17 protein-coding genes and 1 tRNA gene are annotated in these 21283 nt (G+C 44.2%); 3 read left to right on the plus strand and 15 right to left on the minus strand.

The genetic code is table 11. The annotated features are described in order from the left end of the window. Positions 1 to 40: 40 nt before the first annotated feature. Complete coding sequence (locus tag TY16_RS24470) at positions 41 to 661, minus strand: hypothetical protein (protein WP_043934312.1); 621 nt, start codon at positions 659 to 661, stop codon at positions 41 to 43. Positions 662 to 746: 85 nt separating this feature from the next. Between TY16_RS24470 and TY16_RS24475 the strand changes: the two genes are divergently transcribed. After that, complete coding sequence (locus TY16_RS24475; protein WP_043934313.1) at positions 747 to 1583, plus strand: hypothetical protein; 837 nt, start codon at positions 747 to 749, stop codon at positions 1581 to 1583. A 60-nt stretch (positions 1584 to 1643) separates the two neighbouring features. On the opposite strand, the gene TY16_RS24480 is transcribed toward TY16_RS24475, so the two are convergent. The 3 genes from TY16_RS24480 to TY16_RS24490 all read right to left on the minus strand — a co-directional run bounded on the left by TY16_RS24480 (position 1644) and on the right by TY16_RS24490 (position 4775). Then, on the minus strand, positions 1644 to 3116 hold the full coding sequence (locus tag TY16_RS24480) for a nicotinate phosphoribosyltransferase (RefSeq protein ID WP_043934314.1): 1473 nt from the start codon (positions 3114 to 3116) through the stop codon (positions 1644 to 1646). Between the two features lie 29 nt (positions 3117 to 3145). Further along, entirely contained in the window at positions 3146 to 3697 is a 552-nt protein-coding gene (locus tag TY16_RS24485; protein WP_043934963.1) for a cysteine hydrolase family protein, read from the minus strand. Between the two features lie 136 nt (positions 3698 to 3833). Beyond that, the gene (locus tag TY16_RS24490; RefSeq protein WP_043934315.1) at positions 3834 to 4775 is read right to left on the minus strand and encodes a diacylglycerol kinase; all 942 of its coding nucleotides are present in this window, start codon (positions 4773 to 4775) and stop codon (positions 3834 to 3836) included. 741 nt (positions 4776 to 5516) lie between these two features. On the opposite strand from TY16_RS24490, the gene plsY reads away from it, so the two are divergent. Next, positions 5517 to 6149 carry a glycerol-3-phosphate 1-O-acyltransferase PlsY gene (gene plsY / locus TY16_RS24495; RefSeq protein ID WP_043934316.1) on the plus strand — a complete coding sequence of 211 codons (633 nt, stop codon included), beginning with the start codon at positions 5517 to 5519 and terminating at the stop codon, positions 6147 to 6149. Between the two features lie 108 nt (positions 6150 to 6257). On the opposite strand, the gene TY16_RS24500 is transcribed toward plsY, so the two are convergent. Further along, a complete protein-coding gene (locus TY16_RS24500) occupies positions 6258 to 6812 on the minus strand; it encodes a thioredoxin family protein (RefSeq protein ID WP_043934317.1) in 555 nt (184 codons plus the stop codon). A gap of 218 nt (positions 6813 to 7030) precedes the next feature. Here TY16_RS24500 and putP point away from each other — a divergent pair, with 218 nt between their 5' ends. Beyond that, complete coding sequence (gene putP / locus TY16_RS24505) at positions 7031 to 8524, plus strand: sodium/proline symporter PutP (protein ID WP_043934318.1); 1494 nt, start codon at positions 7031 to 7033, stop codon at positions 8522 to 8524. A 151-nt stretch (positions 8525 to 8675) separates the two neighbouring features. On the opposite strand, the gene TY16_RS24510 is transcribed toward putP, so the two are convergent. From TY16_RS24510 to pcrA, 10 genes are all read right to left on the minus strand, one after another. Continuing rightward, positions 8676 to 8749, minus strand: a tRNA-Pro gene (locus TY16_RS24510). Between the two features lie 191 nt (positions 8750 to 8940). Next, positions 8941 to 10368: an Asp-tRNA(Asn)/Glu-tRNA(Gln) amidotransferase subunit GatB gene (gene gatB / locus TY16_RS24515; protein ID WP_043934319.1), complete on the minus strand. Its 1428-nt coding sequence runs from the start codon at positions 10366 to 10368 to the stop codon at positions 8941 to 8943. A gap of 13 nt (positions 10369 to 10381) precedes the next feature. After that, positions 10382 to 11821 carry an Asp-tRNA(Asn)/Glu-tRNA(Gln) amidotransferase subunit GatA gene (gene gatA, locus TY16_RS24520; RefSeq protein ID WP_043934320.1) on the minus strand — a complete coding sequence of 480 codons (1440 nt, stop codon included), beginning with the start codon at positions 11819 to 11821 and terminating at the stop codon, positions 10382 to 10384. Between the two features lie 12 nt (positions 11822 to 11833). After that, positions 11834 to 12127 carry an Asp-tRNA(Asn)/Glu-tRNA(Gln) amidotransferase subunit GatC gene (gatC, locus tag TY16_RS24525; RefSeq protein ID WP_043934321.1) on the minus strand — a complete coding sequence of 98 codons (294 nt, stop codon included), beginning with the start codon at positions 12125 to 12127 and terminating at the stop codon, positions 11834 to 11836. A 240-nt stretch (positions 12128 to 12367) separates the two neighbouring features. Beyond that, positions 12368 to 13189 (minus strand): VanW family protein, encoded by an 822-nt coding sequence (locus tag TY16_RS24530; RefSeq protein ID WP_043934322.1) that lies wholly within the window; start codon positions 13187 to 13189, stop codon positions 12368 to 12370. Positions 13190 to 13382: 193 nt separating this feature from the next. Next, positions 13383 to 13826 (minus strand): YueI family protein, encoded by a 444-nt coding sequence (locus TY16_RS24535; RefSeq protein WP_043934323.1) that lies wholly within the window; start codon positions 13824 to 13826, stop codon positions 13383 to 13385. A gap of 155 nt (positions 13827 to 13981) precedes the next feature. Then, positions 13982 to 15265 (minus strand): isocitrate lyase, encoded by a 1284-nt coding sequence (gene aceA / locus TY16_RS24540; RefSeq protein WP_043934324.1) that lies wholly within the window; start codon positions 15263 to 15265, stop codon positions 13982 to 13984. A gap of 495 nt (positions 15266 to 15760) precedes the next feature. Continuing rightward, positions 15761 to 16930: a CamS family sex pheromone protein gene (locus TY16_RS24545; RefSeq protein ID WP_043934325.1), complete on the minus strand. Its 1170-nt coding sequence runs from the start codon at positions 16928 to 16930 to the stop codon at positions 15761 to 15763. Positions 16931 to 16944: 14 nt separating this feature from the next. Beyond that, on the minus strand, positions 16945 to 18948 hold the full coding sequence (gene ligA, locus TY16_RS24550) for an NAD-dependent DNA ligase LigA (protein ID WP_043934326.1): 2004 nt from the start codon (positions 18946 to 18948) through the stop codon (positions 16945 to 16947). A 28-nt stretch (positions 18949 to 18976) separates the two neighbouring features. After that, a complete protein-coding gene (gene pcrA / locus TY16_RS24555) occupies positions 18977 to 21259 on the minus strand; it encodes a DNA helicase PcrA (protein WP_043934327.1) in 2283 nt (760 codons plus the stop codon). Positions 21260 to 21283 lie beyond the last annotated feature (24 nt).

A 21283-nucleotide genomic window follows, 5' to 3' on the forward strand; every position in this document is an offset into this window, starting at 1 on the left:
ATTAACAAGGCTTCTTCTGCTTATATTTAGGGATAAAACTCTAGTCGCTTTTTATTATGATCGGAAAATGCGGCTCCAGCTTTTCATTAGAACGCTTTAGCAGCCCTCTCACCTGGACGAACAAGTATATGATAAATATGATTATCGGAATGATGATAAAAAAGCCTGCGCCTCCTATATCCACCGTTGTATGATTTTCAACTAAAATGATCGTTACCGCGGAGATACCAGTCAGAACAACCTGGAAAATGCAATAAAGATTAAACACCTTATCGGCTTTTTCAGCAAGAGCTGTTTCCTCGACCTTTAGCGCCTCTTCCTTAATCCCTCTCGTAAGCTTGTAGAAAAAGTAAAGTGATAAGGAAACCATAGTCAGAAGCAAAATTACCGAGAAAATTCTTCCGAAAACCGTTGGACTGGTGACCGTTCCACTCATCACCGAAGAGTTTTTTAAAAATAAATCCAAGAGCCCCAGGGCTAACAGCAGAAGGCTCGCTTTCTTTATAATTGAAAAATGAGCGTTGCTTATCCTTCCTGCTACTTCATTCGCTCCCCAAACCAATAATGCATATCCAACAATATCAGGAAAAATATTCAATGGCCCCACATTAAAATTAAAAAACAAAAAGAAATAGCCCGCAATCAAGATTCCGAATCCCATTGATTTCCCCCCTAACATAAATTCAGGATGTAATGTATAATATTGGTATTATTATACTATCTTTCGCAAGGAAGCAGGGGCGTTATTGAAAATTAATTTTAGCTTTCTCCGCATAGCTGGATCCCTTACAATCTTTCTATTTTCTTATGCTGGAATCACATACCTCGACCAAATTTCTCATAGCGCGGTTGTTACGGATTATAGCAAGCTTACAAAACCAGGAAGTGTTTCTAAGAGCGATTTCCAGCACCTAAAGCAGCTTGGTTTTTCCGACATGTCCATTACCCATTTGAAAGAGGGGGAGATAGAAAACTTAAAGGGTGTAAACGGAAAAGTTGTTGCGGAAAATGATATTTATCGGGAATTAAACGGTGATGGTGAATTGCGCCTTACAAAAGAAGAGTATGAGAAACGAGTAAAGTCTTATTCTGGGTCAGTTTTACCCAAATTCAAGACGCTTCAACAGATTCATATGAAACTGATTGACGAGGGCAACAATAGATATCTCGCTATAACTGAACACCACTTTGATTTTAATCCAATGTCCGGAAAACCATTGGGAATTGAGCTGCAGTTAAATTCCCACTACACACTCCTTGAGCATATGGCAAGGCAGATTTCCTGGACTGTTCCAAGCTTCAACCATGATAAAATCAAGTCCAGTACTGCTGCTGTCGAGGCTGGGGACCCACCCAATGTAAATGAAGATTATCCCTTTTTTGACAATAGTCCAGCTTCCTCTTTATTTTATACCGTCCCTTGGAAACAGGCTGGGCTTCTTCGCGAAACAGTAGGGCTGTACTTTTTTACAGTCACTCGTTTTGAAGTACCAGGGGACTGGCTGGGTGTTGATATGTATGTGCAGGGCCAAAACCCCCATCTGTCAGATGTAGTGCAATATGACTTACAATCGGCTCAATAATAACAGCCCCGGGAAGTATTTCTCCGGGGCACTTTTGTCGTTACAAGGTATACCATCAACTTATTGGTTCTTTTGAATTGCCGAAACCTTTTCCTTTATTTCCTCAATATTGCGCATCTTGTTGTCCCAGCACTTTTGGCTCAAGTCCACTGGGTACTCCTCAGGATTAGAAGTTCGCTTGTACTCATCCCAAATCTCCGCAAGGTTCGAACGGAGGAATTCGCGAGTCTCCTCCAGGCATGGTACCTCATAAACAAGCTCGCCATCTACAAAAACATCCTTTTGAATCTCCCTGGCTGTAAAGTTGGTGACGAATTTGCTGATATAGGTGTGGGTAGGATGGAACATCTTCAAACGGCCCTCATTCTGCGGGTTTTCATCTTCCATCGTAATGTAATCCCCTTCTGAGTAACCATTCGTATTATTGATAATTCTATAAACCCGTTTCAGTCCCGGTGTTGTGACCTTTTCGGGATTTGAGGAAATCTTGATCGTATCCCTCATTACACCATTCTCATCTTCAATTGAGACAATTTTATAGACCGCCCCCAGTGCAGCCTGGTCGAACGCCGTGATCAGCTTTGTGCCGATTCCCCAGCTATCAATCCTGGCTCCCTGAGCCTTCAGGTGGAGAATCGTATTTTCATCAAGGTCGCTTGAGGCAAAAATTTTCGCATCTTTGTATCCGGCATCATCAAGCATCCTTCTTGCTTCTTTGGACAAGTAAGCCAGGTCTCCGCTGTCGAGGCGAATTCCACCAAAGTTAATCCTGTCACCCATTTCCTCAGCGACGCGAATTGCTGCGGGAACCCCGGAACGGAGCGTATCATACGTATCCACAAGGAACGTGCAATCCTTATGGGTTTCAGCGTATTTTTTAAATGCTGTATAATCATCACGGTATGCCTGGACCATGGAATGCGCATGGGTGCCCGCAACCGGGATGCCAAATTTCTTGCCGGCCCGGACGTTGCTTGTGCCATCAAAGCCAGCAATATAGGCAGCCCTGGTTCCCCAGATTGCCGCATCAAATTCATGTGCCCGCCTCGTTCCAAACTCCATTGCAATTTCATCTTTAATAACCTGTTTAATCCTGGATGCTTTCGTGGCTATCAACGTTTGATAATTAACAATATTAAGAAGCGCTGTCTCAAGAAGCTGTGCTTCAGCAAGAGTCGTATCCACCCTGACAAGCGGCTGGTTTCCAAAAACCAACTCACCTTCCTGCACCGACCTAATCCTGCCGGTAAAACGCAAATCCTTTAAATAGTCTAGAAAGTCCTCAGCATAGCCAACTTCATTTCTTAAATAGTCGATATCCTCTTCTGAAAAGCGGAATCCTTTAACATATTCAATAATTTTTTCAAGTCCAGCAAAAACAGCATAGCCATTCCCAAATGGAAGTTTTCGGAAAAACAATTCAAATGCGGCCTTCCTGTTATGAATCCCGTCTCTCCAGTAGGTTTCGACCATATTGATTTGGTATAAATCAGTGTGAAGGGCGTAGCTGTCATCCATATATATATGCTTCATCTAAAAAACCTCCGCAATTTGCGTATCTCTTATTTAACTTCCGCTCCAAGTGAACCGGTAAAATGACCGAGCGCCCAATCGTGTCCATCCTGATTGAAGGAAGCGACCGCATCTTTATACACAACAATTTTAAAGCCTTTATTGTAGGCATCAACTGCTGTGTGCAGGACACAAATATCCGTACATACTCCAACAAGATGAACCTCGGTAATTCCGCGTTCCCTTAGCTTGATTTCAAGGTCTGTTCCGGCAAAAGCGGAATATCTCGTTTTATCGATATAATACACATTTTCCGCATCCTTATGCTCTTCGTACACCGATTGAAGCGCACCATAAAGGTCCCTTCCGCTTGTTCCCCGGATATTATGGGGAGGAAACAGCTTTGTTTCTGGATGAAGTTCATCACCAGCATCATGGACATCAATCGCAAAGACTGTATAATCGCCATTCGTAATGAATTCCTCAGTTAAATCAGTTATGCGTTTTTCAATCGCCCTGCCTGGCTCACCGCAAGTCAAAGCACCTGCATCTGCAACGAAGTCATATGTATAATCGACATTGATTAAAGCCCTTTTCGTCATTTTGCCACCCCGTTTCATAAAATAAATATCTCTTCTAATATTGTATCAATTCTGGTAGAGCAACGCCATTTCTCGGTATTCTCGGATGCTAAATGAGTGAATAGTAAAAATCCCGCCTTCACGGCGGGATTTCATTTTAGCTGTAGATTTTTCCTGGTACCCAATCGGCTGGCAGGTCTTCTGGTCGAAGCGCGTCCAACGGAGCAAACACTTCAAAATGCCTGTATAAATTTTCAAACTCGGCAGGCAGCAAGCCCCCGTACTCCCCATCAAGATTGAGGAGGACCTTATCATTAGAGCGGATTTTAATCCGATTAGCTTTCGTATAAATGACATTTTCATCCTTGATATGTTCACCACGAATAGCCAGTGTAGCCACCCTGATGAACTCCGCAAGATTTACCTTTTTTAGAATCAACAATGAAAACATTCCGTCATTCAAAGACGCATCAGGTGCTATTTTTTCAAAGCCCCCAATCGAGTTAGTCAGACCAATCAAAAAGAGCATGGCCTCTCCCTCGAACAGTTTCCCATCATATTCAATGCAAACATGGCTGGCATTTATCGATGGCAGCATTTCCATACCCTTAAGGTAATAAGCCAGCTGGCCCAGTACGGTCTTTAGTTTGCTTGGAACATCATATGTCAGTTCGGTCAGGCGTCCTCCACCAGCAATATTGATGAAATATTTATCATTCATCCGTCCGATATCGACCGGGATTCGGTCACCCTTTACAATAATATCAGTTGCTCTCTCAATATCCCTCGGAATGTGCAGGGCTCGTGCAAAATCATTTGTTGTCCCCATCGGGATAATCCCCAGTTTCGGGCGGTAATCCTGCTGGGCAAGTCCATTGACTACTTCATTAATGGTCCCGTCCCCTCCGGCAGCAATCACAACGTCATATCTCCGCTCAACAGCAATCTTTGCTGCCAGTATCGCATCCCCTTCCCCGGCAGTTGCGTGGCAGGATGCTTCATAGCCAGCCTTTTCAAGCTTTTCAAGCACATCAGGAAGGTGCCTTCTGAATGCTTCTCTTCCGGATGTTGGGTTATATATGATTCGCGCTCTTTTCATCGGTATCATCCTTATAATAAATTACAAAAATAGTCTTATTCCACCATTTACCATCATAGCTTAAAATTTATGTTTCCGCAATTCTGCAGGAAGTCCGATATTAATCATACTCCCTGGAAAAATCTTTTGTAAAGAAAATTCATGCGAGGTACCATTCCCAATTTTTAGGCAAGCTTTTTATACTATATAGACAGGAATCCTTTTACAAAAGTTGAAACGAAATCAAAATTACAAGGATAGCATTAAGGCGGAGAGCTATTCTGCCTGCACGATCCTTTTCTTTAATAATACTAATGAATTGTGAGTGCCGCCCCATTCAAAACATACCGCCCCGCATTATTCTCATTTTCCTGCGCCTTCCCTTTCCTTTTAAACAGGAGAGTCAAGAGCGCCCCCGTAAGCATCACCATTCAAATCACGACTTTAATCCAGTTTATATTCATCTATGTGTCCTTTTTAACCCAGACTGAAAGTATGGTCACTCCCGGCCAGCATCTTTCAATATAATTCAGTATCACTGCTCTCTTTCTCCCCTCTTTTCTCCCATACTATTAGACGGAACAGATATGACAATCCCTACAAGTAAATAAAAATTTCTTTCTACTAATTTGAACTGTCCTGAATATATTTTTATTGAAGGACAAGAAGCTAAGAATGTCTTTATTTTTCCAAAAAAGGTAATTATAATGCAATTCTTATGGTAAAATGGAACCCAATACCGGTGCGCAAAGGAATGATTCTATGATTGCAGTCTATTTTCTGGCAGCCTATTTTATCGGTTCTTTTCCTACCGCTTTGATAGTCGGCAAACTGGTTTACGGTGTTGACATCCGTGAACACGGAAGCAATAATCCCGGCGCCACTAACACATTGCGGGTGTTCGGAAAAGCAGCAGCAGTTTTTGTATTAATTTTCGATCTTGGCAAGGGAGCCCTGGCCGCGTCTTTGCCGCTTTTGCTTTCAATTCCGGCTGAGCCTCTTTACCTTGGTCTAGTTGCCGTAATCGGGCACTGCTTCCCGGTATTTGCTGGCTTTCGCGGTGGAAAGGCGATTGCCACGACTGCCGGTACTCTCCTTGTTGCGAGCTTTCCCATGCTTGTCGTTGCATATGTCTCATTCTTTCTAGTCATTTTTGTAACAAAGTATGTTTTTCTCGGTTCCATTTCAGTTGGACTGTCTTTATTCATTTATTCCTTATTTGTACCAACCGAAGGATTAACCTTGCTGTTCTGTGGATTTACTCTACTTCTTATATTCCTGCACCGCTCGAACATCCGGAATATCCTTCTAGGAATTGAGCCGAAAATTAACGACAAGAATTTAAAGAAAGACCGGATACCGCCCTCAGGAGGAGGAACACTACCTTTCGGCTAGTGGTGAAAAAGCCAAGTGCCCCTTAGCGGTATAGCATGAAGGTTTCTCGCCGTGGGACTTAGGCTCCTAAAAAATGAATAAAGCAGCCGCACTGGCTGCTTTTTTCTATTAACCCGTAATTCTTTCAAGAATGCTATCTGAAACTGTCTGCCAGATTCCTTTATCTGTTACGTAAGACTCAGTCAGTGTCGTGTAAAACTCCCTTTGCTTCCTTTCAAAATCAGGGTCTTCCTTGGCTGGCAGCCCGGCTCTTCCCCGCTCGACAAGCTCTTGAACTTGCGGGGCACGAGGTCCCCAGACTGCATATTCAGCTCCATCACGATTTATGAAAATAAAAATTGGAATTGCCCGTGATGTTCCGTTCGTGAGATATTGGTCCATTAGCTCGAGGTTTTGATCGCGCAACAGGAAACGAACCTCCATGCCGCCTACTTCTGCAATCTTCATAAGGATTGGGTTATTAAGCATAGCATCCCCACACCAGTCCTCGGTAAGGACAAGGACTCTAAGCTCTTTATCCTTCAGCGATTCAAGTCGGGCTTTCTGAGGCTGGGCCAATTCAAACTTCTCCAAAATTTTAAGCATGCTCTCTTTATTTTTTTCCATGCCTTCTATATACCCATCTGCAGTAAGTCCTTTTTCAAACCAGCTATTCAACTCCATCCAAGCCACCCTTTCTGTTTTTCTTCCATCATACCTCACTTGTTAAAGATATCAAGTTCCTGGTTCATAGTTTTCCACTTACTTACTTTTATTATATTGGAATATTTTTAAATTTGACGAGTATATCCAAGTTATATTATATATAGTAAATGAAGAATATTTTTTATATGCTGAATATTTTAAAAACATTCTTCTAGAAATATAAAGGGGGATACATTATGTCAAATGAGGCGTTACAACTCATCTCGATAGGCATTTATATGGCCGCGATGTTATGGATCGGATGGTACGCTTATCGGAAGACAAGCAACCTGACCGACTATATGCTTGGGGGACGCTCATTGGGTCCGGCAGTAACAGCTTTAAGCGCTGGCGCAGCCGATATGAGCGGATGGCTGTTGATGGGGTTGCCGGGAGGAATTTATGTAAGTGGTTTAGCGGATGCCTGGATTGCAATTGGCTTGACAATTGGGGCTTATATTAACTGGCTCTTCGTCGCTCCACGCCTTCGTTCCTACACCCAAGTATCGAATGATTCAATTACGATACCGAGCTATCTTGAAAACAGATTTAAAGATAATACGAACCTATTAAGAATAGTATCCGGAATTGTTATTTTAATTTTCTTCACTTTTTATGTCTCATCTGGTTTAGTATCAGGTGCTGTATTTTTTCAGAGTTCCTTTGATACAGGCTACCTCACCGGACTCTTCATTGTCGGTGGTGTCGTTGTAGCCTACACACTGTTTGGTGGTTTTTTGGCGGTCAGCTATACTGACTTTATTCAGGGGCTGATGATGCTGATTGCCCTCTTGCTTGTACCAGCCATCGGCATTTTTGCAACTGGAGGACCTTCTGAAACATTTGAGACCGTTCGTATGGTAAACCCTGAATTCATGAGCCTCTTTAAAGGTGCAACCATAATTGGTGTCATTTCCGCACTGGCCTGGGGGCTCGGCTATTTCGGCCAGCCGCACATCATTGTCCGCTTTATGGCAATAACCAATGTAAAAGAAATGAAAAGCGCTCGGAGAATTGGAATGGGCTGGATGATTTTCTCGTTACTCGGGACGATTTTTACTGCTCTCGTCGGTATTGCCTACTTTAAACAAAATCCTGATGTAGAACTAGGCAATCCGGAGGCAGTTTTTCTTCTTTTAGGGCAGCTTCTGTTCCATCCAATTTTTGCCGGATTCATGCTTGCGGCGGTTCTGGCTGCTATTATGAGTACTGTCTCTTCCCAGCTTATTGTTACATCAAGTGCATTGGTTGAGGATCTTTATAAAGTCCTTGTCAAAAAGGACGCTTCAGATAAGCAACTTGTCTTTCTCGGCAGGTTGGCAGTCCTCGTTGTCGCACTCGTTGCCGCTCTTCTTGCTTTGAATCCAGACAACACCATTTTGGATTTGGTAGCGTACGCTTGGGCGGGGTTTGGAGCTTCCTTTGGTCCAATCATACTGCTTAGCCTATTCTGGAGGAAAATGACTGGCCAGGGCGCCATCGCAGGTATGATTGTCGGTGCTGTTACGGTCATTATCTGGGCAGAGCTTGACCTTGGCAAGGTATTATTTGGCGAAACACTTTATGAAATCGTTCCTGGCTTTCTACTGAACCTCCTGGTTACCTGGCTTGTAAGTAAGGCAACCTATAAGAAGGATCCGGCTATAGAAAAAGAATTCGACGAAAGTATCCGATTGTTAACACAAGATTAAATGAATTAAGGAGCCAGGCATCTCAGTGCCTGGCTCCTTATTTTCGTTAGTATAGATTTTCGGGATTGTGGGTGGCTTTTTTATCTAGTTTGTCTACGTCTAGCTCCACCCCGAAATTGCATCTCACCAAGGCGCTTGCGCTTTTGTTCTATCGGGATGACAGGAATTGAACCTGCGACCCCTAGCACCCCATGCTAGTGCTCTACCAAGCTGAGCTACATCCCGCAGCGGTCAAGATTAGTATAGCTCTATGCTAATTCAATTTCCAGAAGATTTATATATTGTTTTTCGACAAAACCCAATTTAATCAAACGTTTGATTAAATTTTTCAAAACTCCTGCTGCAAGTGCTTTTTAACCAAACTTGGTCTGCAGGAATCGTCGAAAAAACAGGCGGGAAACTCTCCCCGCCTGCCTTTAACGTTTGGTTATTTCCTCTGCGAGGATTTTATTGACCAGCTGTGGATTTGCCTGGCCCTTTGTAGCTTTCATAATCTGGCCGACAAGATAACCAGTTGCTTTGCTTTTTCCATTTTTGAAATCCTCGATCGACTGAGGATTTGCATCAAGTGTTTCGTTGACGATTTTCAGCAAGGCCCCTTCATCGGAAATCTGAACCAGGCCTTTTGCCTTAACAATTTCTTCTGCATTGCCCCCGTTTTCAATCAGTTCCTTGAAGACAGTCTTGGCAATTTTGGAGGAAATCGTACCATCACCAATTAGCTTAATCAATCCAGACAGATTTTCTGGGGTCAGCTTTGTTTCCCCAAATTCTTTCTGTACGGACTTTAAATAAGCTGAAACCTCACCCATCAGCCAGTTCGATGCTTGTTTCGCATCCGCCCCGGCAGCAACAGTGGCTTCGAAGAAATCTGCCATTTCCCGAGTCGCCGTCAGCACCTTCGCATCATATTCAGGCAATCCAAGCTGGGATACATACCGCTCAATCCGGGAATCAGGAAGCTCTGGTATTTCCGCCTGGATTCTTGCTTTCCACTCTTCATCGATTACAACATCAAGAAGGTCAGGTTCCGGGAAGTAACGGTAATCATCAGAACCTTCTTTTACCCTCATCAGAATTGTTGTGCCGGTTGCTTCATCGTAACGGCGTGTTTCCTGGCGGATTTCCCCTCCTGCGCTTACGACTTCCCGCTGGCGTTTTTCTTCGTGTTCAAGGCCCCTTCTCACAAAGTTAAAAGAGTTAAGGTTTTTCAATTCCGTTTTTGTACCGAACTCTTCCTGTCCAACAGGGCGGATTGAGATATTCGCGTCGCAGCGAAGTGATCCTTCCTCCATCTTGACATCGGACACTCCAGTGTACAGAATGATTGACTTCAATTTTTCAAGATAGGCATATGCTTCATCCGGGGTTCGGATATCTGGTTCAGAGACGATTTCTACTAGCGGAGTACCCTGCCTGTTGTAATCGACAAGCGAAGCACCTGAAACATGGTTTAGTTTCCCTGCATCTTCTTCCAAGTGAAGCCTTGTAATACCGATTTTTTTCTTATATCCGTTCACTTCAATCTCTACCCAGCCATTTTCTCCAATCGGCTTATCAAATTGTGAAATTTGAAACGCTTTTGGATTATCCGGATAAAAATAATTTTTCCGGTCGAACTTCGTAACTGGCGCAATTTCACAATTCAGCGCCATCGCCGCTTTGATTGCATATTCAACAGCCTTTTTATTCAGTACCGGCAGGACACCCGGGTAGCCCAAGTCGATGACGGTTGTATTTGTATTTGGTTCAGCACCAAAATGATTGGGGCTAGTTGAAAAAATTTTCGACTCGGTTTTTAATTCAACGTGGACCTCAAGGCCGATGACTGTTTCAAAATCCATTCTGTTCCCCTCCTTAAAGCGCCGGCCGCTGTTTATGATAGTTGGTTGCCTGTTCAAAAGCATACGCGGCCCGATAAATCGTTGCTTCATCAAAATGCTTGCCGATTATCTGCAACCCAAGTGGAAGCCCACTACTAAACCCGCACGGCACCGAAATTGCTGGAACCCCTGCTAGATTGACTGGTATAGTCAGGATATCATTCGCATACATTGTCAGCGGGTCATCAATGATCTCCCCAATTTTAAAAGCTGGAGTAGGAGTGGTTGGCCCGACTATCAGGTCAAACTTTTGGAATACATCCTCAAAGTCCTTTTTAATCAAAGTCCGAACTTTTTGCGCCTTTTTGTAGTACGCATCATAGTAACCCGAGCTTAATGCAAAAGTTCCAAGCATAATGCGGCGCTTTACCTCGTCACCAAAGCCTTCTGAACGTGTCTTTTTGTACATGCTGAGCAGGTCTTCGGCATGTTCGGTGCGGTGTCCATATCGTACCCCATCAAAGCGTGCAAGATTAGCCGATGCTTCTGATGAAGATAAAATATAATAAGCCGCTAAAGCATACTTCGAATGTGGCAGGGATACTTCTTCAATGATAGCCCCTTGTTCCTCAAGTACATTTAACGCCGCCCTGATTGAGTTTTTCACTTCTTCTTGCACACCTTCGCCCAAGTACTCTTTTGGAATCCCAATTTTCATTCCTTTTATATCGCCCGTTAACCCATTTGTGAAATCCGGAACCTCCATGTTTGCAGATGTTGAGTCCATTGGGTCAATTCCGCAAATTGCATTCAGGAGATACGCATTGTCCTTCACGTTCCTTGTAATTGGGCCGATTTGATCAAGCGATGACGCGAAAGCAACAAGGCCATAGCGCGATACACGGCCATATGTAGGTTTCATCCCGATAACTCCACAAAAAGAAGCCGGCTGTCGAATAGATCCGCCTGTATCGGAGCCAAGCGAAAACAACACTTCCCCCGCAGCAACCGATGCTGCAGAACCGCCAGAGGATCCGCCGGGTACCCGTTCCAGGTCCCATGGGTTCCGTGTCTTTTGATAAGCAGAGTTTTCGTTTGACGATCCCATCGCAAATTCATCCATATTGAGTTTGCCAATTGTAATCGTTCCTGCAGCATCGAGCTTATCCATGACAGTCGCATTGTATATTGGGTCAAAGTTGCCAAGAATCTTACTTGCACATGTTGTTTTAAGTCCCTTAGTGACAATGTTGTCCTTTATGCCAATCGGCATTCCGGATAGAATACCATTAGCAGTTTGTTGCCTTTGTGCCTTGGTACGGGCACCCTCCTCATCGAGTGTTAGAAAGGCCTGAACCTTCCCATCTACCTCGCCAATCCGCTTATAAGACTCCTCAACAAGATCCAAGGAGGATAGTTCCTTTTTCTGCAATAACTCCCTTAAATCCTCGAGAGTATGATCAAATAAACTCACAAACGTTCCTCCTTATTCCTCTAAAATTGACGGTACCCGGAAGTAACCATCCTGCTGGTCTGGTGCATTTTTCAAGACCCGTTCCCGAGGAAGGCCTTGTCTAGCTTTATCATCTCTTAAAACATTGGTCATCGGAAGCACATGGGACGTTGGCTCAACGCCTTCCGTATCCAGTTCATTCAGCTGTTCAGCAAAAGTAATAATCGCATCAAGCTGGTGTGCAAATTTTTCCGCTTCCTCACTGGTAATATCAAGCCGGGCAAGGTTCGCCACATGCCGGACCTGATCAAGTGAAATTCTCGACATCCTCATTCCTCCCGTTCAATCATAATACTATTGATAATAACAGAAACTTCAGTAGGATTAAAATGGGGAGTAGTTAGATTTCTTTTTGTAAAATAATCCTATATCTAGAAGTAGCCATTTATCTGAAAAAATAGCCCCTTTTTAAAGTGGCTTTATTGTGTAATCGAGCTACATTATACGAAAGGACTTATTTATTCTTTTAAACTAAATAAGAGCACCCGTAAATGTAGCGGGTACCCTTTACTCAGCCTTCTGCTCCGGCAGAGGCTCATACATCATTATAGCAATATTTTCAGTAATGAATTCTTCGCTGACAAGCTTATGCTGGCGGTTGTACGCTTTGCGCCAGAGCTCATTATGCCTTATATATTCACCCCAATAGGTGCGGCTAATGCTATGGTCTTTTTCATAAATATGATACGCATGGACTTGGGGCTCCTCGCAGCGCCACTCACCCACAAGATGGGTATCAGTCATCCGGACATGTAGCTGGTATGACACATCCGTTTCATTTTTAATCCGTAAATCACGGTCATTATATGAACAGGTTGCTCCGCTCCCAAATGGCTGTGTACGGTTAGAATCCGGAAACACATCGAAACTATGGCGATGGCGTTCTGTCACCGACAAAGGTGTGTGGAGAGCCATCCAGTATATCAAATTAGAAAGCTGGCATAACCCCCCACCAGTATCCTTCAAATAGCGTCCATAATGGAGGACCATTCCGTCGACATACCCTTTTCTTTTGGTAGGATTGCCTATCAACTTCCAAAAGGAAAACGTCTCACCTGGCTTAATAATAATCCCATTTACCTTTTCTACTGCAAGCTTAAGATTCTTTATTTTATTTTGCTGGCAGGTTATATCCACACCCTCCAACTCTCGCATCAAGGGTGTTTGATGTCCGAAGGCTGAGTAGGACAGAAGAACCCTGTCTCGTTCATTCGCATATATATTCCTATCTATCAACCATTCAAAATATCGTTTCCATATATAAAATGTCTTACCAAGCTTGATCCTTATATCAGAACGCTCTTTTGGCCGTATTTCAGCCATGTTCATTTGTTTTGGCCCCTTTTCTTCAAATCTTCCAAACCATATACTAATCTCTTTTATCTAAAAAGAAAAGGGGGTTTTCAAAGCAATTATCGCCAAAACCTGCCAAAATTGTGAAATATGAATTCGACCGCCATAGGATTCATAGGCGATAACAGTCTAAAGCAAAAAAAGAACCCCGGCAATCCGAGGTCCACATTTATTTTCGTGCCCATCCAAACAGCTTTCCAAAAAACCCCTTCTTCGCTTCAGGCTGAATTTCTTCCTGAACTACATTGGCTTTCACGTAAATTTCTTTCTTATCTACTGCATACGGGCAAGCTAACACCAATCCAAGATCTGAATCGTGTTCTTTATTGGTTACAATTGTATACTCGATATTATTTTCCCTGGCCATTTTCAGGTATTTGGAAAAATCCTCATAAGAGATAGTGCCGTTCATGTATAAATGGGCGTCCTGAAATTCCTTCATTAACTGTTCCACCTGGACGTATGTTCCTTCAGCAAGCACTTGGCCCTTTTTTAGCGCAATGAGCACACGCTCCCTGATTGTTCCCAGGAATTTACGCCGTTCCTCGGGCTTCAGCTGCTTTTGCCCATGAATCCCCTGCTGCAGAACATCCTCCACCGTTGGCTTCCCCATCGCTTCACCCCGTCTCCTGTTTCTTATTATGTATGATTATTCCCTAAAAACCGTGCAACTTCCCTTCATACTAGTAAAAAAACTCAACTCTTGCCAGCTTTTTAATCTTGAATGCTGAGAAACAAAAAGCAGCCCCCTGGGGGACTGCCTATCAATTATTTAGCTGGCGTGAATTGTTCCGCTTCCGTAGAACCCTTGAGGGCAACTGTTGAGGATGTGCCGCCGGAAATAACCATTGCAACCTCATCAAAGTATCCCGTGCCTACCTCACGCTGATGCCTTGTCGCGGTATAGCCATATTGTTCGCTAGCAAACTCCGCCTGCTGCAGCTCAGAGTAGGCTGCCATTCCGCGTTCCTTGTATCCGCGAGCAAGCTCAAACATGCTGTGGTTGAGGGCGTGGAAGCCTGCTAATGTCACGAACTGGAACTTGTAGCCCATATTGCCGAGCTCAACTTGGAACTTTTCAATTGTCTCCTGATTAAGCTTCTTCTTCCAGTTAAACGAAGGTGAACAGTTATATGCGAGAAGCTTGCCTGGATACTTTTCATGAATCGCTTCAGCAAAAATCCTGGCTTCCTCGAGATTCGGCTCTGAAGTCTCGCACCAGACAAGGTCTGTATAAGGAGCATACGCCAGCCCTCTTGCAATTGCCTGGTCAAGGCCCGATTTTGTTTTGAAAAATCCTTCAGGTGTTCGTTCACCAGTCAGGAATTCGTGATCATATGGATCAATGTCACTTGTTATCAAGTCAGCAGCATTGGCATCTGTGCGTGCGACGATAACAGTTGGAACACCCATTACATCAGCTGCAAGTCTGGCTGCAATCAGATTTTTAACCGCAGTCTGAGTTGGCAGGAGAACCTTTCCACCCAAATGCCCGCATTTTTTTTCAGAAGAAAGCTGATCCTCAAAGTGAACACCCGCCGCACCCGCTTCAATCATGCCCTTCATCAGCTCAAAAACATTCAGCTGGCCGCCAAATCCTGCTTCGGCATCGGCCACAATCGGCACAAACCAATCTGTCGAAGCATCTCCTTCACTGTAGTGAATTTGATCAGCACGCTGAAGCGCCTGGTTGATACGCTTGACGACGCTTGGCACGCTATTAGCAGGATAGAGGCTTTGATCAGGATACATATGGCCTGAAAGGTTTGCATCAGCCGCGACCTGCCACCCGCTTAAGTATATTGCCTTTAGGCCTGCTTTGACCTGCTGGATGGCCTGGTTCCCAGTCAAAGCGCCCAAGGCGTTAATATAATCCTCTTCCTGAAGAAGGTTCCATAGCTTTTCAGCTCCCCTTCTTGCAAGTGTATGTTCAATGTCAAGTGACCCCCGCAGCTTAACAACATCTTGTGCAGTGTAAGTTCTCTCCACTCCGTTCCAGCGGCTGTCCATCTGCCAGCTTTCCTCCAATTGCTTTACACGTGAATTGTTCATCTCCAAAATCCTCCTTGATTTTTCTGTTATAATACAACCTTATTAAACTAATAGTATTATATAACACACTTTTCAAAAAGGAAACTATTTTAAGTATAAAATTTTCACTTTTTTACCAAATTCCTGAAAAATAGGACTAAAGAAATAAAAAACCTTATCCGACTGGGAAAGGTTGATTCACGTAAAATAAAAAGTACCCAGGCTATAAAACCCTGGGTACAAACATGTTTATTAGAAGTTATAGGTTACACAACTGTGATTATTCTTTTGTCCAGCGTGTCTACGTCTAGCTCCAGCGCCTATCGCCTAGCAAATTTCAGGTCTCCTCCCTACGATAAGTCATCATCGAATCGCTTACGCTCTTCGTGATTCCTTTATCTCAGTCGAAGCCCCTCCATTTTGTACGGCGATGACCACTAAGGAAAGCTCCTTAGAATAATCATCGCAGGGACAGGCGTTCTTCGCCTGTCACGAAGGCGCTTCCGCTTTTGTTCCTTATTCATAGATATGGACAAATGGTTCTTTCTGGTCTGCCTTTTTTACAATTAATGCCTCTGGACCATTTACTGAATTGATATCGACTGATACTGAAATGTATTCTGGGAAGTATTCCATGATAAGCCCTGTTACATACTGGGTAAAACCGATTGCTTCTGCCTTCCCATAAAACTGAATTGGGATTGATATACTTAATTCTTGGAGTTCATCCTCAAGATAATGGGCTTTACCTACAACACCATTATAATTCGGAAAATACTTCTCAACATCCATCTTAAAGTTTTCAAATGCAACAACGTCTTCACGATGTTTTTCTTTTGCCTCATCATCTGACGGGAATAAGTAGTATTTTTCATTTACCTTTTCCCAGTCGCTAATGGAGTTTCCCTGTTTTACTGTTGTGTAAGCAAAAAAGTTACCCGGCACTACAGAATCACTGCTCGCTTGTTCAAAGAGGGCAATAGTAATTGGAATATTCTTTAATTGGTTCATTGAGCGGAGCCTTTTAAGAACTTCCTGAGCGATTTTCTTGCCTTCCCGCTCCATATCAGCCCTCTTTATATTCACATCAAAAACATCGCCATACTGCTCTTTTTGATAATAATGAACCGAGTTAAGGGCAAGGCCAATCGTTACCCCAGCCAGCTTCATCTTGTCATCCTCACCCTTGATCAAGTAATTATGTTCAAGGATATGAGCAAGGTAAATCGGCGCTTTTTCATTTCGAGCCTCTATGGAACCTGTACCTGGATCAACCGGATTTAAGCCAAGGTTTTCCTCTTCTTTTAACTTCAACTCAGCTAGCTGCTTTTTTGTATATTTCCTTGCGAGCCAGGACTGAACTGTTTTCTTCTTCAACTGCTGCCCTTCGCGAAACACATACGTATCAGGGTCGAATGTGTTTTGGGCAATCCGCATCAAGCCCATTTCAAATTCATTGATATCATATCGGGTGTTAAGATTATTTACTGTCAAACCTCTTGCTTCACTTGGTTCAAAAGGAAGCAGCGTCCTATAAAACTTATCTGATATTTGGTATTTCGGAATAATCGCATTTTCCTTGGATTTAGTCGAATTGTCTATGACTTCCTCCTGCTTATCAAAGTTCGGGGCACAGGCCCCAAGCAGAAGGGCCAGGGATATAAGCGCGACTGATAGCTTTCTCACGTTTCCTGCACCTCTTATTGTTCGATTTCCTCAAGCAGCCTCTCTTCATCCCAGATTTCTATTCCCAGCTCAGTCGCCTTTGTGAGTTTTGAGCCTGCATCCTCACCGGCGACAAGAATATCTGTCTTCTTGCTGACGCTGCCGGCTACATTTGCCCCGAGCGCTTCAAGCTTTTCTTTCGCTTCATTTCTAGTCAGTTTTTCCAATTTCCCGGTCAAAACAACTGTCTTGCCCGCGAACATTGAATCTGCAGGCGCAGTGGACTTACGCGGACCCTTATAGTCCATGTTAAGGCCAACTTCCTTCAGTTCTGCAAGTAATTCCATTACCTCTTCCTCTGCAAAGAACGCGGAAATTGAACTGGCCATTTTTTCACCAATTTCACTTATGGCAATTAGCTCAGTCTCTGTTGCTGCAGCCAGCCTGTCCATTGTTTCAAATTCCTGCGCCAGAGTTTTCGCAGCCTTTTCACCGACATGGCGAATCCCAAGCCCAAATAGGAGCCGTTCAAGCGAATTCTCCTTGGAGGCTTCTATTGCATTGAGCAGGTTGGTGACACTCTTTTCACCCATCCTTTCCAGTGCGAGGAGTTGGTCCGCAGTTAACTTATAGATATCAGCAACATCTTCAATCAATTTATGGGCAAACAATTGAGATATGACCTTCTCACCAAGGCCGTCGATATTCATAGCATTCCGTGAAACAAAGTGAATCAACCCTTCCCTGATTTGTGCAGGGCATTTTGGGTTCAAGCAGCGGAGTGCAACTTCACCCTCGATACGGACAAGTTCATTATCGCATTCAGGGCAGTTTGTTGGCATAAAGAAGTCCTTTTCATCACCAGTCCTTTGCTCAGGAAGTACGTTGACAACCTCAGGAATAATATCGCCGGCTTTTTTGACGACAACCTTATCGCCGATCTTCAAATCCTTTTCTCTAATCAGGTCTTCATTATGAAGGGATGCACGCTGGACCGTTGTCCCGGCAACACGTACTGGTTCAAGGATGGCCGTCGGTGTGATTACCCCGGTTCGGCCAACACTCAGCTCAATATCCAGAAGGGTTGTGACAACTTCTTCAGCAGGAAACTTATACGCAATAGACCAGCGAGGGCTTTTTGCCGTATAGCCCAGTTCCTCCTGTTGGTAATAGGAATCAACCTTGATGACGATACCGTCGATGTCATAATCCAGATTTGGCCGTTTTTCACCCCAGCCATTTATATACTCCAGGACTTCCTCAATGCTTCCACATTTGCGCCTTTCCTTATTCGTCTTAAATCCGATTTTTTCAATATAATCAAGGGCTTCGCTATGAGATTCAAGACCGAGGGCAGCAGCATCAGCCACCGCATATAGATATATATCTAGGTTCCTGGATGCCGCTATGCTTGTATCAAGCTGGCGAAGAGAACCTGCAGCCGCATTTCTCGGATTTGCAAATGGCTCCTCACCGCGTTCGGCCTTTGCTTCATTCAGTTTTTCAAAGGAGAGCTTCGGCATAAATGCCTCGCCGCGCACTTCTAATGAAACAGGCTCCCTTAACCGCAAAGGGATTGATTTAATTGTGCGAAGATTTGCGGTGATATCCTCTCCAGTTGTCCCGTCGCCCCTTGTTGCCCCCTGGACGAAGCGTCCGTCCTCATATCTAAGTGATACCGCCAGACCATCAATCTTCAGTTCGCAAACATAGGAAAAATTGTTTCCAACAACCTGCCGGACCCTCCTGTCAAAATCCCGGAGATCAGCCTCGTTGAAGGCATTGCCAAGGCTAAGCATCGGACTCCGGTGCCGAACCTTTTCAAACATATCCAGCACAGCCCCTCCTACCCGTACAGTAGGGGAGTCGGGGGTTTTAAACTGCGGATACATCTCTTCTAGCTCAATCAATTCACGGAGCAGCCTATCGTATTCAGCATCCGGAACTGATGGTTTATCAAGAACATAATATTCATATCCATATTGATGCAGCAGGGTTTGCAGTTCCCTTACTTTCATTTCGGCAGCGTGCAGATCCATCCATCAATCCCTCGTTTCGCAGAAATTGTTACAGTTTCTTAATTGGGGCGAATTTAGCTAATAGCCTCTTGATACCAACCGGGCTAGGGAAAGCAATATCAAGTTCCATGCCATCTCCCTCGCCTTTTACTCCAACGACCGTACCAATTCCCCATTTTCCATGTTCAGCCTTGTCACCGGCGCCCCAGGCAAGTCCTTCACCGCCAGTTGCAGCAGGCCGTGAAACTGGTTTCCTAATAACGGGCTGTGCAGGCTGGCTTTGCCGCGCAGGCTGCCAGCTGCCGGAAGCGGAAGATCCGGCGCTGCCTCCACCAAAGCGGCCCCTGTCGTTCCCGAATAGGCTAGAACCAAATTGCCTTTCAGCAGGTTCCACCACTTCTAGCAAATCTGATGGGATTTCTTTAATAAACCTCGAGGAAGGATTCATATTGGTCCGTCCAAATAGCGTCCTCATTTGGGCGTTTGTCAGATACAGGATCTTTTCAGCCCTTGTTATCCCAACATAGGCAAGCCTGCGTTCTTCTTCCATTTCTCCTTCATCCATCAACGAGCGGCTGTGAGGGAATACACCTTCCTCAAGCCCAATTAGGAATACAACTGGAAACTCCAACCCTTTGGCAGAGTGGAGAGTCATCAAGGTGACCTTCTCTGTCTTTTCCTGCCCTTCTTCCATTGAATCAATATCGGCTACGAGCGCCAAATCTGTCAAGAAAGAGACAAGGGTCTTGTCTTCACTTGTTTCCTCAAAATTCTTTGTAACCGACAGCAATTCTTCAAGGTTCTCAAGCCGGCTTTGAGCCTCAATCGACTTTTCAGCTTGAAGCATCTCCCTGTAGCCTGATTTATCAAGCAGGTCCTCAACAATTTCAGTAACAGACAGGAATTCCTGCATCCGGTTGTAGTTGCCAATCAAATCACGGAAACCAGCGGCTGCTTTAACAGCTTTAGGACTAAGCCCAATCAACTCGACAGATTCCAGTGCCTGGTATAGTGTCAAATCATGCAGCGCAGCAAAATCAATTATTTTGTCCACTGAAGTGGCTCCAAGTGCGCGTTTCGGAACATTGATTACCCGGAGAAGGCTGATATCATCATCAGGGTTTGATATAAGCCTTAAGTAGGCAAGGATGTCCTTGATTTCCTTCCGATCATAGAACTTAATGCCTCCAACGATGTGGTAATCAATGATCGATTTAAGCAAAACTTCCTCCATTACCCGTGATTGAGCGTTCGTTCTGTATAAAATCGCAATATCAGAGGCGCTGTAGTCCCCCGATTCAGTAAGCTCTTTAATTTTACCAGCGACGAACTGAGCTTCTCCCTGCTCACTGTCCGCTCTGTAATAGACGAGCTTATTTCCTTCAGGATTCTCTGTCCACAAATTCTTAGGTTTTCGGTTTAGATTCTTTGCAATCACTTCATTTGCCGCGAGGAGAATTCGCTTAGTGGAACGGTAATTTTGTTCCAATAAAATCACTCTTGCATTAGGATAGTCTTTTTCAAACGAAAGTATATTGGCAATATCAGCTCCGCGCCACCTGTAGATGGACTGATCGGAATCACCGACAACACATAAATTCTTGAACCGTGCCGCAAGCTTTTTAACGAGCGTATACTGCGCCCGGTTTGTATCCTGGTACTCATCCACATGGATGTACTGGAATTTGCGCTGGTATCTCTCTAAAACATCCGGCACCTGGTCAAATAGCTTGATCGTCATCATAATCAAGTCGTCAAAGTCCAAAGCCTGGTTCTTGCGCAGCTTCTTCTGATATTCCTTATACACGGCAGCAATTTGCCTCTGGAAATAATCACCGGCCATATTTTCATATTCCTCTGGGCCTGTCAGTTCGTTTTTCGAAGAAGAAATGGCACCAAGGATAGCACGGGGATCAAACTTTTTCGGATCAAGATTCTGCTCCTTCAGGATGCCCTTAATTACAGATTGCTGGTCAGTAGTATCGAGTATTGTAAAGTTCCGGTTGAAGCCAATCCTGTCAATATCGCGCCGTAAAATCCGCACACACATCGAGTGAAATGTCGAAATCCAGACTTCCTCCGCTACACCGCCCATCATTCTTGCAACACGTTCCCTCATTTCACGTGCAGCTTTATTTGTAAATGTGATTGCCAGAATGTTATAGGGATTGACCCCCTTTTCCAGCATCAGATACCCGATTCGATGCGTCAGAACCCGGGTCTTTCCACTTCCTGCCCCTGCCATAATTAATAGGGGGCCATCTGTCGCCTTAACAGCTTCCTGTTGCTGGGGGTTAAGCCCGCCAAGCAGTTTATCTTTAAGATATTGCATCTCTACACCACCATAACAAAACAT

The organism is Bacillus sp. EB01, assembly GCF_000613125.1.
GTDB lineage: Bacteria > Bacillota > Bacilli > Bacillales > Cytobacillaceae > Bacillus_D.